General features: G+C 38.5%; 21 protein-coding genes, 1 other RNA gene and 1 other annotated feature. Of the genes, 2 read left to right on the top strand and 20 right to left on the bottom strand.

The genetic code is table 11. From position 1 onward, the window contains the following. Positions 1-38 precede the first annotated feature (38 nt). From dnaX to RHP64_RS01240, 20 genes are all read right to left on the bottom strand, one after another. Positions 39-1,766, bottom strand: a complete 1,728-nt coding sequence (gene dnaX / locus RHP64_RS01335) for a DNA polymerase III subunit gamma/tau (RefSeq protein ID WP_051394924.1) — start codon at positions 1,764-1,766, stop codon at positions 39-41. Between the two features lie 140 nt (positions 1,767-1,906). Then, an RNA gene (ffs, locus tag RHP64_RS01330) (signal recognition particle sRNA small type) lies at positions 1,907-1,993 on the bottom strand. A 23-nt stretch (positions 1,994-2,016) separates the two neighbouring features. Continuing rightward, positions 2,017-2,535, bottom strand: a complete 519-nt coding sequence (locus RHP64_RS01325) for an HD domain-containing protein (RefSeq protein ID WP_462785052.1) — start codon at positions 2,533-2,535, stop codon at positions 2,017-2,019. A 63-nt stretch (positions 2,536-2,598) separates the two neighbouring features. Further along, positions 2,599-3,105 (bottom strand): tRNA adenosine(34) deaminase TadA, encoded by a 507-nt coding sequence (gene tadA / locus RHP64_RS01320; protein WP_002815932.1) that lies wholly within the window; start codon positions 3,103-3,105, stop codon positions 2,599-2,601. Further along, positions 3,083-3,718 carry a class I SAM-dependent methyltransferase gene (locus tag RHP64_RS01315; protein ID WP_025267707.1) on the bottom strand — a complete coding sequence of 212 codons (636 nt, stop codon included), beginning with the start codon at positions 3,716-3,718 and terminating at the stop codon, positions 3,083-3,085. The genes tadA and RHP64_RS01315 overlap by 23 nt, the downstream gene beginning before the upstream one ends. Before the next feature lie 99 nt (positions 3,719-3,817). Beyond that, positions 3,818-4,183 carry a 50S ribosomal protein L7/L12 gene (rplL, locus tag RHP64_RS01310; RefSeq protein WP_002815934.1) on the bottom strand — a complete coding sequence of 122 codons (366 nt, stop codon included), beginning with the start codon at positions 4,181-4,183 and terminating at the stop codon, positions 3,818-3,820. Positions 4,184-4,228: 45 nt separating this feature from the next. Then, entirely contained in the window at positions 4,229-4,765 is a 537-nt protein-coding gene (gene rplJ / locus RHP64_RS01305; RefSeq protein WP_011679164.1) for a 50S ribosomal protein L10, read from the bottom strand. Between the two features lie 27 nt (positions 4,766-4,792). Further along, positions 4,793-4,911: a sequence feature (ribosomal protein L10 leader region), on the bottom strand. A 37-nt stretch (positions 4,912-4,948) separates the two neighbouring features. Further along, positions 4,949-5,641 (bottom strand): 50S ribosomal protein L1, encoded by a 693-nt coding sequence (gene rplA, locus RHP64_RS01300; protein ID WP_002815939.1) that lies wholly within the window; start codon positions 5,639-5,641, stop codon positions 4,949-4,951. Beyond that, entirely contained in the window at positions 5,641-6,105 is a 465-nt protein-coding gene (gene rplK, locus RHP64_RS01295; protein ID WP_002815940.1) for a 50S ribosomal protein L11, read from the bottom strand. Before rplK ends, rplA begins: the two co-directional genes overlap by 1 nt. Positions 6,106-6,231: 126 nt before the next feature. Further along, positions 6,232-6,810, bottom strand: coding sequence for a transcription termination/antitermination protein NusG (gene nusG, locus RHP64_RS01290; RefSeq protein WP_002815941.1), 579 nt, complete (start codon positions 6,808-6,810; stop codon positions 6,232-6,234). Between the two features lie 78 nt (positions 6,811-6,888). Then, the gene (gene secE / locus RHP64_RS01285; RefSeq protein ID WP_010293347.1) at positions 6,889-7,065 is read right to left on the bottom strand and encodes a preprotein translocase subunit SecE; all 177 of its coding nucleotides are present in this window, start codon (positions 7,063-7,065) and stop codon (positions 6,889-6,891) included. Positions 7,066-7,075: 10 nt separating this feature from the next. Next, entirely contained in the window at positions 7,076-7,225 is a 150-nt protein-coding gene (rpmG, locus tag RHP64_RS01280) for a 50S ribosomal protein L33 (RefSeq protein WP_071951773.1), read from the bottom strand. A gap of 40 nt (positions 7,226-7,265) precedes the next feature. Beyond that, on the bottom strand, positions 7,266-7,850 hold the full coding sequence (locus RHP64_RS01275; protein ID WP_011679163.1) for a TetR/AcrR family transcriptional regulator: 585 nt from the start codon (positions 7,848-7,850) through the stop codon (positions 7,266-7,268). An 85-nt stretch (positions 7,851-7,935) separates the two neighbouring features. After that, a complete protein-coding gene (locus RHP64_RS01270) occupies positions 7,936-9,069 on the bottom strand; it encodes a D-alanine--D-alanine ligase family protein (RefSeq protein WP_014324227.1) in 1,134 nt (377 codons plus the stop codon). A gap of 43 nt (positions 9,070-9,112) precedes the next feature. Further along, the gene (locus RHP64_RS01265; protein ID WP_025267705.1) at positions 9,113-10,117 is read right to left on the bottom strand and encodes a DUF2785 domain-containing protein; all 1,005 of its coding nucleotides are present in this window, start codon (positions 10,115-10,117) and stop codon (positions 9,113-9,115) included. After that, a complete protein-coding gene (locus RHP64_RS01260) occupies positions 10,117-11,331 on the bottom strand; it encodes an FtsW/RodA/SpoVE family cell cycle protein (protein WP_011679160.1) in 1,215 nt (404 codons plus the stop codon). The genes RHP64_RS01265 and RHP64_RS01260 overlap by 1 nt, the downstream gene beginning before the upstream one ends. A 128-nt stretch (positions 11,332-11,459) precedes the next feature. Next, positions 11,460-11,669, bottom strand: coding sequence for a DUF2969 family protein (locus tag RHP64_RS01255; protein WP_025267704.1), 210 nt, complete (start codon positions 11,667-11,669; stop codon positions 11,460-11,462). After that, entirely contained in the window at positions 11,669-12,661 is a 993-nt protein-coding gene (gene mreB, locus RHP64_RS01250) for a rod shape-determining protein (RefSeq protein ID WP_002815948.1), read from the bottom strand. Before mreB ends, RHP64_RS01255 begins: the two co-directional genes overlap by 1 nt. Positions 12,662-12,810: 149 nt before the next feature. Beyond that, entirely contained in the window at positions 12,811-13,032 is a 222-nt protein-coding gene (locus RHP64_RS01245) for a DUF1146 domain-containing protein (protein ID WP_014324225.1), read from the bottom strand. After that, positions 13,004-13,654 carry a VanZ family protein gene (locus tag RHP64_RS01240; protein ID WP_014324224.1) on the bottom strand — a complete coding sequence of 217 codons (651 nt, stop codon included), beginning with the start codon at positions 13,652-13,654 and terminating at the stop codon, positions 13,004-13,006. The genes RHP64_RS01245 and RHP64_RS01240 overlap by 29 nt, the downstream gene beginning before the upstream one ends. Positions 13,655-13,833: 179 nt before the next feature. On the opposite strand from RHP64_RS01240, the gene RHP64_RS01235 reads away from it, so the two are divergent. Continuing rightward, positions 13,834-14,829 (top strand): ketopantoate reductase family protein, encoded by a 996-nt coding sequence (locus RHP64_RS01235; RefSeq protein WP_011679159.1) that lies wholly within the window; start codon positions 13,834-13,836, stop codon positions 14,827-14,829. A gap of 116 nt (positions 14,830-14,945) precedes the next feature. After that, on the top strand, positions 14,946-15,611 hold the full coding sequence (locus RHP64_RS01230; RefSeq protein WP_014324223.1) for a phosphatase PAP2 family protein: 666 nt from the start codon (positions 14,946-14,948) through the stop codon (positions 15,609-15,611). Positions 15,612-15,617 lie beyond the last annotated feature (6 nt).

The raw sequence follows: 15,617 nt of genomic DNA, 5'->3' as shown, positions 1-15,617 counted from the left end.
ACGCGCACTGCGTTAAACATATTTCCTTCCTATATTAATCAGTCAACGATATTCACGAGATCCTCGCCGAATAATTCTTTAGCCTCACTAACAATTTTTAACTCCTTATTGCTTGATTCTTGCGGAGTTTTTGTAGGAATCGCTGATAAATGGGCAGCTTTCACTCGAGGCACATCTTCTAATTGAATTTGAGGTGTTTCGCCAGTTTTTAATTTATTCACATACGATGCACGATCAGAGGTCCATTCGTCTTGTGAAATAAACACTAGTTCGCTTGGTAAATTCTGTGATTGTAGTTGCTGCACCAAGTGGTTTTGTAATGTAGCATCGTGTAGCGCCTGTTCTAATAACACAGGATAATCAAAAGCCAAGACTACAGCCTGTTCACTTGCTGCAACGGGTTCGGCTATGGTCAGCATTGCCTGTTGCGTAACATTAAATTGTCGCAATAAGTCGGACCAAGCGTTTTTAACTCGTGCTAAGGCATCACGTTTCGCAGCAATTAAGACTGCAAATACTGCATTTTGTCCAGTACGCACTAACAAATCCTCGTATTCAGCATTCTCTACAGCAGGCACTTCTACGGGTGTTTTTTCTATTGCTGGTTCAACAACTTGTTCCTCATGAACTTCTGTATTTTTTGACGCTTTAACAATATCATCAATATTTTGAGGTTTTTCTTTAATCACATTGGAGGATTGTTTTGCAGGTACAGTTTGTTGAGGTTCTGGCATAGACAGCTTAACAGTGAGTAGCTCCAAATATACATCACTCTGCATAGTCTGTAACAACTGTTTTTGAATATCATCCAAAGTGACCATCATTTGCTGAATACGGGAAGTACCCAACTTAATTGTTAAGGCCTTCAAATCAGCCAATGGTGCCGTCGTTTTAATTAAATTTGGGGCAACTTCCGCTAACATCACATCACGCAACACACCTAACAAATCTGCTACAAAACGTACTGCATCTTTTCCCTCTAACAATATATCGTGTAGTGTCTGAAGGGCAGATTCTGTATCGTAATTACTTACTTGCTGCAAATAGGTCACTAACTGTGATGCTGTTGTGGATCCGGTAACTTGCAAAGCATTTTCAAGCGTTACATGATCAGCGCCAAAAGCTAACACTTGGTCCAAAATTGACAAAGCGTCACGCATCCCACCTTCTGCAACATTTGCAATAATATGAAGTGCATCGTCGTCAAACGAGACGCTCTCTTTTTGCAGAATTTCAGCCATCCTAGCTTGAATAGTGTCATTATCAATGCGTTTAAATTCAAATCTCTGCGTCCGAGATAAAATAGTTGCTGGTATTTTTTGTGGCTCCGTCGTTGCTAAAATAAACTTAACGTTAGCTGGCGGTTCTTCTAATGTTTTCAATAGTGCATTAAAAGCGCCCGAGGATAACATGTGAACCTCGTCAATAATATAAATTTTATATTCAGATTCTATTGGCGCATAATTTGCCCCGTCTCGAATGTTTCGAATTTCGTCAACACCGTTATTTGAGGCAGCGTCTATTTCAATAATATCAGGAATTTGTGAATCATCAGTTTCCGGCGCTATACCATTAACTTCACGTGCAAAAATTTTAGCAGCTGATGTCTTACCAGTTCCACGAGGACCACTAAATAGATACGCATGCCCTGTTTGTTGCGTCGCTATTGCATTTTTTAGCGTCTGTGTAATGATTTTTTGACCAACCATGTCATCAAAAGAACGTGGTCGATAGACGCGATACAATGCTTGATATGCCAATTTCATCACCTCCATATATCATTGGTAAACATGTTTGGTGCTACTTGTCGGCTATATGTTTTATATCATATTGGGGTTCTTAGTTTGCATAAAACCACCGATTTATAACATTTGTTTTTATAAAAAAAGACCGCTAAGCGGCCACTTATGTACACAAGCACAACATCGAACAACCTTAGGGCTGCTACATTCCTGTCCTGACCCGGTTCGAGAGCCGACATTTGCCTGCTTTTATATTATATCTAATTTTGTGACTTTAAGCAAATACAGATACAAATTTCGTTGCCAATTTTTCTTGCCACTTAAAATAAGTCAGATAAGTTTTAGGAATTAGGTATTCATTAACTGCCGCAAAATCATCAACCAATGAAACAATCCAACTTTCCCGATACTTTGGTAAGGCAATTGTTGCACCAAACATGTGTTTTACAATAATATCAGCTTCTTTATCGCTGATATTTGTAATTTTACGCGCATTTTTCAACGCAATACGTGGATGAACATAAGCATGTGATCCCTCGTAAAACTTTGTTACGCGCCAATCATAGTAAAACAAATCATGAAGTAAACCTGCTCGTGCAGTTGCCACTTCATCAGCACCAATCTTCTTTGCGATTAAATATGATTGGTATGATACAGAAATTGAATGAGTTAAACGGTTAGAAAAATGATGTTGTGTATAGAGTGCCAGTTGTTGCACTTCTTCATGCTGTAACAAATCATCAATAATATTTATATAGTCCTTATCAGTACGCCATGCGTTCGGATTTTGCATTCATTTGCCTCTTTTATTTTCTACATGCTATTATAAACTTTTTTTATGTTAAATAGCAATTATTTACTTTGCAATTGCTTTACGAATTTTACGTTTCGCACGGATGTTGCTAAAGAAACGCTGCAATAATAGACCAGATTCTTCACCACGTATGCCTTCGTACACTTTAACCATATGATTCAACCGATTATCCTCTAATAGAGAATATAGGGAGCGCGTAGCACCACCTTTAGGGTCATTAGCACCATAATAAACAACCGGAATGCGTGCATTAATAATTGCGCCAGCACACATGATGCAAGGTTCTAACGTCACAAATAATGCTGTGTTTTCTAACCGCCAAGACTTAAGCTTTGTATTGGCAGACTCGATTGCTAGTAATTCTGCATGGGCAGTGGCTAACTGATCCGCCTCCCGATGATTGTGCGCACGCGCAATCATCTGGTTTTCATAAACTATAACAGCACCAATTGGCACTTCACCTTCACTTTGAGCAATTTTAGCTTCGTTCAACGCCTCTTGCATGAAATAATCAATTTGTTCGTCACTAAATGCTGGTATTTGTGCCATAAGTGCTCTCCAAAATGTAATATCCCTTGTTTTTATGAATCACCTTAGCATTACCAAAAGCAAGTGACATATTTTTTTGAGCCGAAGGTGCGCCTTGCTTCTTTTGCAACACCGCAATTAGCTTTCCGCCATCTTGTAAATAGTTAGCTCCTTCTTGAAGCATTGCAGTCACAACTTGCTTTCCAGCGCGAATTGGTGGATTAACCAAAATCAGTGCATATTTATCACTAATACTTGCGTAAACATCCGACTTAAAAATATTCACTCGTTGAGCAACACCGTTTTGTTGGGCATTTTTGCGTGCTAAATCTAACGCTCTTTCATTAACATCAACCATATCTACATGACGCTGATATGCTTTTGCCACAGTAAGACCTACAGGACCATAACCTGTTCCTAAATCCAGTACCTTCCCAATAGGTATACTTGTTTTTTCTAAAGCATCCAACATTGTTCTTGTCCCAAAATCAACGGTAGATTTTGAAAACACGCCACTATCCGTTGTAAAATGCAATTCATGCCCTAGCAAGTCAAAATCAAAATTTTGATAATGATGTTCTGCGTTGGGATTAGCTGTAAAATACTGTTCTCCAGAAATGTTCTTTTCTGTCATTGTACTAGCTCCTTTAGATTAAAATAATAGCTGCCTATAATATGTATTATGTACAAAAAAAGAAGTACAAAAGTACTCCTTTTTTTATGTTGAGAAAGATTACTTCACAGTAACTGAAGCACCAGTTGCTTCCAAAGATTCCTTCAATGCGTTGGCATCGTCTTCACTCAAGCCTTCTTTAACAACTGAAGGTGCGTTGTCAACTAAGTCTTTAGCTTCCTTCAAGCCCAAGCCAGTTGCTTCACGAACTGCCTTGATAACCTTAACCTTAGCAGTACCTGCTGAAGTCAATTCTACGTCAAATTCTGACTTTGCTGCGGCAGCACCGTCAGCAGCACCAGCAGCTGCTACTGGAGCTGCTGCTGAAACGTTAAATTCTTCTTCGATAGCTGAAACCAAGTCAGCCAAGTCCAAGATCGTTGCATCCTTCAATGATGCGATGATCGCGTCTTTATCAAAAGCCATGATCTAAATCCTCCAAATGATTTTTTATGTTTTTTTAGTTAAATATTATTCAGCATCCGTTGATGCTTCTGCAGCAGGAGCTGCAGATTCTTCTTCCAACTTGTCTTGCACTGCCTTAACAGCATATGCAAATGAACGAATTGAGAATTGGAATTCTGCCATCAATTGACCAAGCAAACCTTCACGTGAAGGCAATGATGCATACTTGTTAATGTCATCGATATTAGCGATAGTGCCGTCAACGACACCACCCTTGATTTCCAAGGCTTCGTTTTCATCAGCAAACTTTTTCAAGATACGTGCTGGTGCAACTGCATCATCGTTTGAAAAGGCAACTGCTGAAGGTCCGGCAAAGATGTCGTTCAATTCAGCGTAACCAGCTTTCTCAGCAGCACGTGTCAAAACTTTGTTCTTGATAACTTCAAGAACAACACCTTCTTCACGCAATTGATGACGTAATTCAGTAGACTGAGCAACTGTCAATCCACGAGGATCAACAACAACGGCAGAAGCAGCTGCCTTAAATTGGTCAGCAATTTCTTCAACTTTTTGTGCTTTAACTGCAATAGCTTTTTCACTCATAATGATATATCTCCTTTCTTTAAATTTATTTTGCAAAAGAAATCCCGTGCGCTAGAAGACACACGGGAAAAGTTTTTTTAAACTTCCTCGGCAGGATATTAAGATGCAAGCATCACCTGAGTCTTAGGCAAAATGGATTCAATTACTTAATAAATTTTACCAAACGAAGTTGATAATGTCAAATTACAATGTATTAATATCCAACGTTACGGCTGGACCAAATGTTGATGAAATTGACACGTGTTGTACGTAAGTACCCTTAACAGCAGCAGGGCGAGCCTTAAGAACTGTTTCGGCGATTGACTTAATATTTTCAGCCAACTTACCTTCTTCAAATGATACACGACCAACAGGAACTGCGACGTTTCCGTCACGATCTGTACGGTATGTTACTTGTCCGCCCTTGGCATCTGAAACAGCCTTAGTAACGTCCATTGTAACTGTTCCAGTCTTAGGGTTTGGCATCAATCCCTTAGGACCCAATGCACGACCTACGCGACCGACTTGAGCCATCATATCAGGTGTAGCAACAGCTACATCAAAGTCTAACCATCCACCTTGGATACGTTGTACCAAATCAGCAGCACCGACAACATCGGCACCAGCAGCTTCGGCTTCTTTAGCCTTATCGCCTTGCGCGAAGACAACGACTGTCTTATCTTTACCTGTTCCGTTTGGCAACACAACAGCACCACGCAATTGTTGGTCTGCTTGACGTGTGTCAACGTTCAACTTGAAAACTACTTCAACAGAAGCATCGAACTTAGCAAAGTCAATTTCTTTTACCAATGAAACAGCATCGTTTAAAGCATAAGCTTTTTCAGCTTCTACCTTTGCAACTGCTGCTACATAATTTTTACCATGCTTTTGAGTCATTATTCTGCGTCCTCCTTGATTGCTGTACCTTCAACAGTCAAGTCAACACCGTCAACAGTTACACCCATTGAGCGTGCTGTACCTTCGATCATACGCATAGCGTTTGTAATATCGTTAGCATTCAAGTCAGCCATCTTGTTTTCCGCAATAGCACGGATTTGGTCAAGAGTAACGTTTCCAGCCTTCTTTGTGTTAGGTTCACCTGAACCCTTACCAACAATCTTACGTAATTGATCAGCTGCAGGTGGTGTCTTTGTGACGAATTCGAATGAACGGTCATCAAAAACAGAGATTTCAACTGGAATAATTGATCCAGCTTGGTCTGCAGTACGCGCATTAAATTCTTTGGTGAATTGCGCAATGTTAATACCAGCTTGTCCCAATGCGGGTCCAACTGGTGGTGCCGGCGTTGCTTTAGCGGCGGCAATTTGTAGCTTAACTACATTTACAACTTTTTTAGCCACGATATTTTCCTCCTCGTGTTGTGGTGAAACACAGCTTTAGTGCTGCTCCCACGCATGTCAATGACATACCATAGTATCATAACAGAAAACAACCAAAAACTCAATGCTTTTAGTCGTCTTTTCTAATTATAAAGAATCTAGCGTTGTATCAACATCTGAAAAGTCTAGTTCTGTTGGTGTTTCACGTCCAAACACTGCTACAGTAGCTTCCAAAGTTTGCTTTTCTTGATCAATAGAGGTTACTACGCCTTCCATACCAGAAAACGGTCCAGAGATAATCTTAACTGTTTGTCCTACTGCAACATCCAAATCAACTTGCTCACGTGTAACCATACCCATACGCTTCATAAGCAAATCGACTTCTTCAGGAAGCAAAGAATTTGGCTTTGATCCGGCACCATGGGAGCCTAAGAAACCAGTAACACCTGGTGTGTTACGGACAACATACCAAGCCTCGTCTGTCATATTATCTTCATATGGCGTCGCCATTTCTACTAATACATAACCTGGAAAGTCGTTTTCAACAGTTTGCTTAGCTTCACCGTCTTGGATTGTTGTAACTTCTTGTTCGGGAACCAAGATACGGAATATTTGCTCTGACATTCCCATTGTTTGTGTACGTGATTCTAGGTTAGCCTTAACCTTGTGCTCATACCCTGAATATGTATGCACAACGAACCATGATTTTTCAATTTCTTCAGACATTGTTTACCCCTTTTCAAAATAAAAAAGAACCCATCAGAGTCCTTGGTATCAGTAATTATTAGTATATCAAAAAAAAAACTATTTCGCCAGTAAGAAGTTAAATCCTTGTTGCAATAGCCAATCTACGCCACCTAAGAACAACGCAAAAATAATCGATACAGTAATAACTGTAATTGTTTCCTTAGATGTCTGTTCACCTGTTAACCAAGTGACATTTTTCATTTCCTGTGCAACGTTTTTAAAATAGTTAATCATTTTGAATCCCTTATTTTGTTTGTTGATGTAATGTATGCTTGCCACAGTGTTGACAAAACTTACTTACTGACAAACGTTCTGTTCGATCTTTTGATAATGTTACTGTGTAATTGCGTGATCCACAAACTGTGCACGCTAATGATACTTTGTGACTAGCCATCGGACAGCCTCCATATTCTTCTAGTATCATACCATTGATACTATTTTTTTTCTACCCCATATAAAATGAGGTCCAACAATTGTTGAATTCTTTCACGCATTGTTATTTGTTCACCCAGTGAATGAAATTCACCAAACAGTGGCGATAAGCTAGTAATGTAAAATGAGCTAGCTATTTGTGCATCAACATTATCACGCAACTGTATACTTTCAAAAAATTGTGCAATTGGACCGACGTAATCCCGTCCAAAAATCATGCCCAGTTTACTTCGATGCGTTGCTGATAATGAATCAAAACTGTCATGTATTAATCTAAATACATCACGTGGATGCCGAAGTACAATAACCTGTGTTAAATCAACCAGTTGATCGATTGGTTCAGCATACGTTTGTGATAAAATACTTTGCATATCCGTATAGGTCGACTCGCCAACACGTGAAATTACTTCAACAAATAATGACTCCTTATCACCAAAATGATGATACAAAGCGGGTTGGCTAATGTTTACTTTCTTTGCTATATCTCGCGTTGTTGTTTGCTCAAAACCCTTTGATAAAAAGATTGTTGTCGCCGCTTCAATAATCTGTTGACGACGATGTTCATTTTGTGAAATTACTTGTACCATGAACTTCTCCATTGCAGGGCTAAAGTATTTATTAATAAATTTTTTAAATAAATCTAAGTGGAAATGCTACTAATACTAAATTCTATTAGTTAAACTTCCCTATCTTTTCTTCTCCAAGTGACACAAATGAGTAACTCAATTTTTTATTTTGTGCAAAATCTTCAAACCCGTAGTCAATCAACATATCAACTAGCTTGGCGTTGTTAATATCAGAATAATCCCACAAACGTTTAAATAACGACATATTCGTGAACCCTGGTAACGTGTTTGGTTCACCTAAGTAGGGAACATTATTTTCATCTAACAAAAAATCCATTCGCGCTTCGCCACGTAAATTCAATACTTTATAAGCATCTAAAGCCATTTGTTTAACTTCTTTTGTTACTTCTGGGGATAACTGAGCAGGAATTTCAAAGTGAACAGCGGAATTATCAACGAACTTATTATTATAATCATACCAACCGTCCCCACTACCCTGATTTGGCACTGTATGTGCGCCAATCTCAGAGACAAGCGGCTGATCGTTACCAATCACACCAACTTCCAACTCTCGGGCACCGTTGACTGCTTCTTCTATCAAAACTTTATAATCATATTGGAATGAATCTGATAATGCTTCAGTATATTCTTCGGCATTGGTTACACGTGAAATTCCCACTGAAGATCCTTGATTAGCAGCTTTAACAAACACAATGTTGCCTAATTCAGCCACAATCTTATCCCACGACCAATTGTTTGCTGACTCAGGGTCCACCACAATGTATTTAGTATTGCGAATACCATTTACCGTCAATAGTTCTTTAGTCAAAGCTTTGTCAAAGCTTACCGCATGGCCACGTAACGGTGCCCCCACATATGGTTTATCTAATAGTTTAAATAAACCTTGCAGTGTACCATCTTCTCCTAAGTTACCATGAACTACAGGGAAGAAAATATCAAAGTCACCCGCACTCTTTAAAGCATGAATGCGCGCCAATGGATCACTAGTATCGACAGTTTTCATGAAGGCGTCCACAATGGGCTGTTCATCTTCTAACGCAAGTATTTTCTTAGAACTTTCCGTATCTAAAAAGAAACCATTTTGGGCAATTGCAAAAACAATAATTTCATATTTACCAGTTGCTTCGATTGCATTATAGAAATTTTGCGCTGAACGCTTTGATACGTCGTGCTCAGAGGAATTACCTCCAAAAATAAGCGCTACTCTTTTTTTAGTCATCTTTCCGTCCTCACCTTGTATGTGCAATAAACATTTTAAATTATTATGCTAAATAGTTTTTTGTAACGCTCACATAATCAAATACCGCCTCTGGTACTTCATTTTTTCCACGTAGCAAAATTTCATGGAAAAACTGTGATCGGTTATACAATTGTTGCCATTGTTGTTGTGTCTTTGGTGGCGTTTGGGTCACTAAATCTTTTCGCCACATTTTTAAAGTTAATAATAGATAATCTGCATACAACTCATGTTGCTTGGAGATATGGGTAATCACTTCTACCAAACGTTCTGTTTCGCCAAAAGTCAACGGCTGTGATAATTCATGATAACCAGCGAGAACAGCACCCAGAACAAATACCTTATCGGCCCTTACTAAATCAGGCATTAAGAAGATCTCTGCGACAGCGTTTCCAATATGCGTAAAAGCATGCGCCCAACCATTTTCATCAATAAAGCCACGTCCATCACGTTCCAAAGCGGCATACAATGCAACTTGATCGATAACATGATTTAATTGCGTCTCAGACATAAAAGGTGTTTTTATACGGTTTGAAAATAATAACAAAGATAAAACTAACACACTAAAGGAACGGCGATAAATGGCGTCATTCTGTGGTTCTAAGATATGAGCGAATAATTGCTCATCCGAAACAAGATAATCTGTTAGCCAACGCAATTGCTCCTCTGAAAGCAAATCATTTTGAATCATATCACTTAAGAAAAAGAATGCTCCCGTATCTCGATACTTTGGCAACGGACTAGCTAACTGTTCAACAATCAACGCCAAATCTGCGTCCTTCACTTGAAAGTCAAAATCTTCCGTCGCTGTTTCTGATTCGGTCATTTGATCTGCCCGTTGCGTATAGTTCTGCATACGTTTTAACGCAAATTCACCATCAACAGGCAACGACACAGTTGTTAAAGATTGCGGGGGCATTTTATGTAGTGATTCCTTCATTAATTCTCCTAATGATTGGAACACATCCCCATTACGCACCTTTTGACGCAATGTTATAAATTCTTTTTTTAATTCATCTAATTCTATCATCAAATAAAAAAACCTGTCGTTTCTGTAAACGTGCTATTTTGACGCTGGTAACCTATAGAAAGAATCAATCCTACACCAATCATGTTTCCTAACAATGAGGAACCACCTTGTGAAACAAACGGTAATGGAATACCTGTCAGTGGTAATAATCCAATACTCATACCAATGTTTTCAAAGACGTGAAACAATACCATCATTACAACACCAGTGGCAATGTAGGCATAAAAGGCACTTTGTGCTCTAAAAGTGGCACGAATTAATAAATAAATTAAACCGAAATATAACGCTATTAGGAACGCACCACCTATAAAGCCAAAACTTTCACCAATAACGGAAAAAATCATGTCTGATTCGCGCACAGGTACATACACCTTAAGACTTCCCCATCCATTGCCTGTCAATTGACCAGAACCTATAGCTTTTAAACTTTGATAAGTTTGATATCCATTCCCTGACGTATCATTTGCGGGGTTTAACCATGTATCAATACGAGAAAATTGATAAGATTGGAATCCCAACTTGCTCAATATAGTCCGACCAGCTGAAGAAATAACCAAAGTTAACAACGTTGTGCCAACGGTCGCACCCAAAATAATTACCGGAGCAAGGATTCGCCAGGTTACCCCAGAAACCAGTGCAACACCACCAAAAATAGCAACGAAAACCAATAAAGTTCCCAAATCATTTTGCAAAGCAATTAATGCCGCAACAGGTATAAAACAAACCGCCATTTTACCTAACAACAACCAGTCTGTTGATAGTGCATGATTCGGATAATTTCTATTATGCTGCGCAACCACACGGCTCAGCATCAAAATGAACGCCGGTTTAACAACTTCAGAAGGTTGGAATGATAAGGGGCCAATTACAAACCATGATCTAGCACCCGTAGAATCATACATTGCTCGATTATAAAATATTAGCACTGCTACTAACAAAAAGATGCCTAATCCATAGGTAATAGGTGCTAATTTCCACAATTGTGATCCGTCAAACCTGACTAAAAAAACAATTAATAATACGCCTATAAACCAGAATATGCCCTGGTTCATCACTACTTTTACAGCACTTAAGGTTGTCGCACCCTGCATATGTGTCGCTGCTTCATATAATGAACTCAAGCCGATAATCATAAATAGCAACAAAGCTAAAATGATTCCCCAATCAAGCTCTGATCCAGATGTTCGTCTTGAAGTTTGTCGTGTCTGTTGCATAGCATCTCCAGTATATAAAACGGCACACTGAAAGAAAAAAATATCAATTCGATTTTGTTAAGCCGCTTTATTTCTTTAAAAAAATTATGTACAAAGCACGTCATGATTAGTCACAACGTGCCTTATTTTTAGTGATTTAGATTAAAGCTTGCCAAGATAGCTTGCAAGGCTTCGTCTTCGTCTTTGGCTTGATTAATAATCGCTTGTTGACCAAAAAATCCAACAAAACCACGATCAGCTTTTTCAATGTATCCAATTTGTTTCTTATCAACTAAAACTTGTGTTTGTTGGTCATTTACAATTAATTCAACGTCAAAGTTCTGATTTTTTCTTCTCATTATAATCCTCGGCGCCCTGATTTCATGTGTTCAAGTAGGGCTCCTGCTCCTTTAGCAACATTATCTAGCGGTGAATCTGATACTACCACCGGTACTTCCAGTGCATCTGAAAGTAATTGATCCATGCCATGCAGTAATGCGCCACCACCAGTCAGCATGATACCACGGTCAATAATGTCAGATGCTAATTCAGGTGGTAATTTAGCCAAAACGGAATGTGCAGCACGAACAATTTGTTGCAACGTATCATGTAATGAATCTTCAACTTCGTTTGAGTTGATCGTTACAGTTTTAGGCATACCCTCAAAATTATCACGGCCACGCACTTCCATTGTTAATGGTTCATCAGCCTGCAGCGCCGAACCGATTTGAATTTTGATTGTTTCCGCAGTACGCTCACCAACAATTAAATTGTGACGGCGCTTTAAGAAGTTAACAATATCAAAATTCATTTTGTCACCGGCAATTCGAATGGACTCAGAAACAACAATGTCTCCTAATGATAATACGGCAATATCAGAGGTACCACCACCCATGTCAATCACCATTGAACCAATTGGCTTGAAAATATCCAGTCCTGCACCAACTGCAGCAACTTTAGGTTCATACTCAAGATAAACCTTTGCACCACCTGCTTTTTCAGCAGCCTGTATAATCGCTTTACGTTCAATCTCTGTGATATTAGTAGGTGCGCAAATCATAATGTTAGGCTTCGACATGAATCCTTTAACGTTAAGTTTGTCAACAAAATAGGTTAGCATTGCTTCTGTGACATCAAAATCCGAAATAACACCATCTTTAAGTGGTCGCACCGCACGAATATTACCTGGTGTGCGTCCTACCATACGATAAGCTTCTGATCCCACAGCCAAAACTCGATCTGTTTTATCATCAACCGCAACAACTGACGGTTCGTTTAGTACAATACCTTTTCCTTCTACGTAAATGAGAACATTGGCTGTTCCTAAATCAATTCCAATATCTTTTGCCATTTCATGTCTCCGAGACTTTAACTTTTATTAATGTTAATTATTTTCATATACAATCTATTAAATTATAACATATTGTAAAGACCTTTTTACGCTTGATTCTCATACAAGTGGGATGCTCAACTAAAAATATCTTTAATAATTTAAAAAAGCTAATTTCCCAATATTGTGCTTGGTATTTGAATAACCCAATTTGTTGCTGAAACAAAAAAGCTAGCCAAAAGATATCCTCCTATGATGGAGAGTACCACTTTCAAAAAAGCTGCTTGACGCGGTGTATATGGCATAAATCTGGCAAAGTTTATTGGTTTAATTAGCCAAAAGAAAAAATAAATACATATAAGATTAAGACTTAATATAAAGATTGTGCTCATTTAAATTGCCTTTCTCAACATGGTTTGGAACAAAATTTTTATCTTTTTTCATAACGAAAATTGTTATCAGATAGATAACATAGCCCACCACACCCCCAGCTGTGTTTACAGCAAGATCATTCATATCAAAGATACGATTTGAAAGATAAAAGAATGTGCTAGTTCCCTGAATGATTTCAATAGTTAACGTTGTTAAAAATATTCTTGGCACAATACGAAGCAATCCCCGCCATTTTGGAAATAAGAACGGAGCTATAAACCCTAACGGCAGCAGTAACATAAAATTACCAGTCATCTGGTACCAGCTGAGGGCAACATTATCTGCATTAAACAGCGATAAATGGACGAATGAGTACTGACCAAAATCGCCATATCCTTTTATCACTGCCAAATATGTTGCAAATGATGGCCATTTATAAAAGGTTAGTGTAAAAGCAGCAACCAACGTTGCATATACCGAGAGAATAGCCCGCCCCAGTAGACCCCGCCATGAAAAGCTTTTATTGCGCAGTGACTTTAATGTGTGACGTAACAAAATATACACACACAATAATGAAACTATTGTTGTTGCGTGCACACTTTGAGCGATATATTGTTGATTGTTTAAGTATACGATATGCATACATTAATATTATATCAGCTAGGCTAAATGAACGTTATATGATTTGCTAATTGATTACTTTAAATTAAAAACGCCATCATGATGTCAATAAAGTTCCCATTTGATACATCCATCACATTGACTTTTTGTGATAAAAGGATTAGTATTATCTCATCAAGTCTTTGGAGGTTATTATAATTATGAAATACACAGTTGTTGGTGCCGGTGCAATGGGTCTTCGTTACGGCATTTTGCTTCAGGAAAATGCCGGTGTCCCCGTTGATTTTGTCGAACCAACGCAAGCAAGCCTCGATAAGATTCACGAACAAGGTGATAAAGTTTGGAAATCCCGTGATCACAAAGACCGTCACGAAATTAAAATTAACATTTTTTCTCCTGAAGAATATGAAGGTAGCCCTGATGTTTGGATTTTCTTCATGAAGCAAATGCAACTCCAAGATACCTTGGATCGTCTTTCGCCAAAATTCAAACCTGGACAGACCGCCCTCGGTGCAATGAACGGCATGGGTCATATTGAAAAGTTGCAAAAATATTTTGATGATGAACACATTATTGGTGGTACAGCAATGATCGCCACCGTCTTAAATGATTACGGCGACGTTGATTTCATGGGCGGAGAAAGTATGGGTAGCTCTGTTTATGCTAATCTAACCGAAAAACCATCAACGGTTATGGATAAGATCCAAGAAGATTTCAAGGCAGCGCACTTAAACCCCTCTTATACGGAAAACTTTATGGGTACACTATTGACTAAAGTATTTTTCAACGCAGTTGAAAATTCCATCGCCACAATGTTTCAGTCACGAATGGGTCAGCTAATGGCCTACGATAACTTCCTTGAAGGTATTGCTCGCCCATTAATTAATGAAGCTTACGATGCTGCTGAGGCAGCAGGCATTACACTAATTGAAACACGCGATGAAATGGTCAAGCAGGTTGATTATGTTTCAAATATTGGTAACCCGCTTCATTTCCCATCAATGTATCAGGATTTTGTCAAGGGACGCCCAACTGAAGTGGACTATATTAACGGTTGGATTGCAGACTTGGCTGATAAAAACGGTGTTAATGCACCTAACCAACATTTAGTAACAAATTTTGTACATCTAGCTGAATCGATGCGTAAGTTCACTCCACCCGTAAACAAATTAGCCCCAGATTATAAAGGCAACTAATTTTCCATCGTTGGAAGATAAAGATTGTGCATTGCAGAAATGATAGTATTGTAATTTCTATAGCGAATCCCTTATACTAGAAGGAGTTAAAAAAACTCTTTCTGGAGATCAGTACAATGATTATTTCCGTAAAAAATAAGCAATTGCGTTATGCGATTATCTGCTTTATATCTGCCCTTATTATTAGTGTTTTTGTCAAAATAAAGTTTATATTTCCAACCATCATTGATAATAGCATTCATTCATTCATGGCAGGCATTCAAACTGGTCTAAATGATATCTTGATGACTGTATTTTCCTTTCTAGGTTCACCCATCCTTGATGTCATTTATGTGTTGATTCTAGCGGCCATCCTACTACTTGCTAATTTGCGTATTCCAGCCATTTGGGCGGTTACCACAATTATTCTAGGAAATATTTTCAATGCCATTATTCGACTTAGCGTCGATAGGAGCCGTCCAGTTGGTCATTTACTCAGCGACCAAGGCTCCTCATTCCCTAGCAGTCATGTGTTTGGTATATTTTCAGTCATATTCATCCTTTCCTTGCTTGTTATTCCTAACATCGAATCGCCACGAAAACAGTTCTTAATTTCTTGGGCAATAACTGTTATTGGCGTAATGACTTTAATGTCACGAATATACTTTAACGCACATTACTTAAGTGATACAATAGCTGCTGTCTTGTTTGCATACGCTTGGATTATATTTGCTGGGAAGTTGTACCCAGTATTAGCAAAACTTCTTACATCACTATCCTTCTTCTCACATGATGAAGTTTAAATAAAA

Source organism: Leuconostoc sp. XM4 (assembly GCF_055698815.1).
This window is presented reverse-complemented; position numbering and strand designations above follow the sequence as displayed.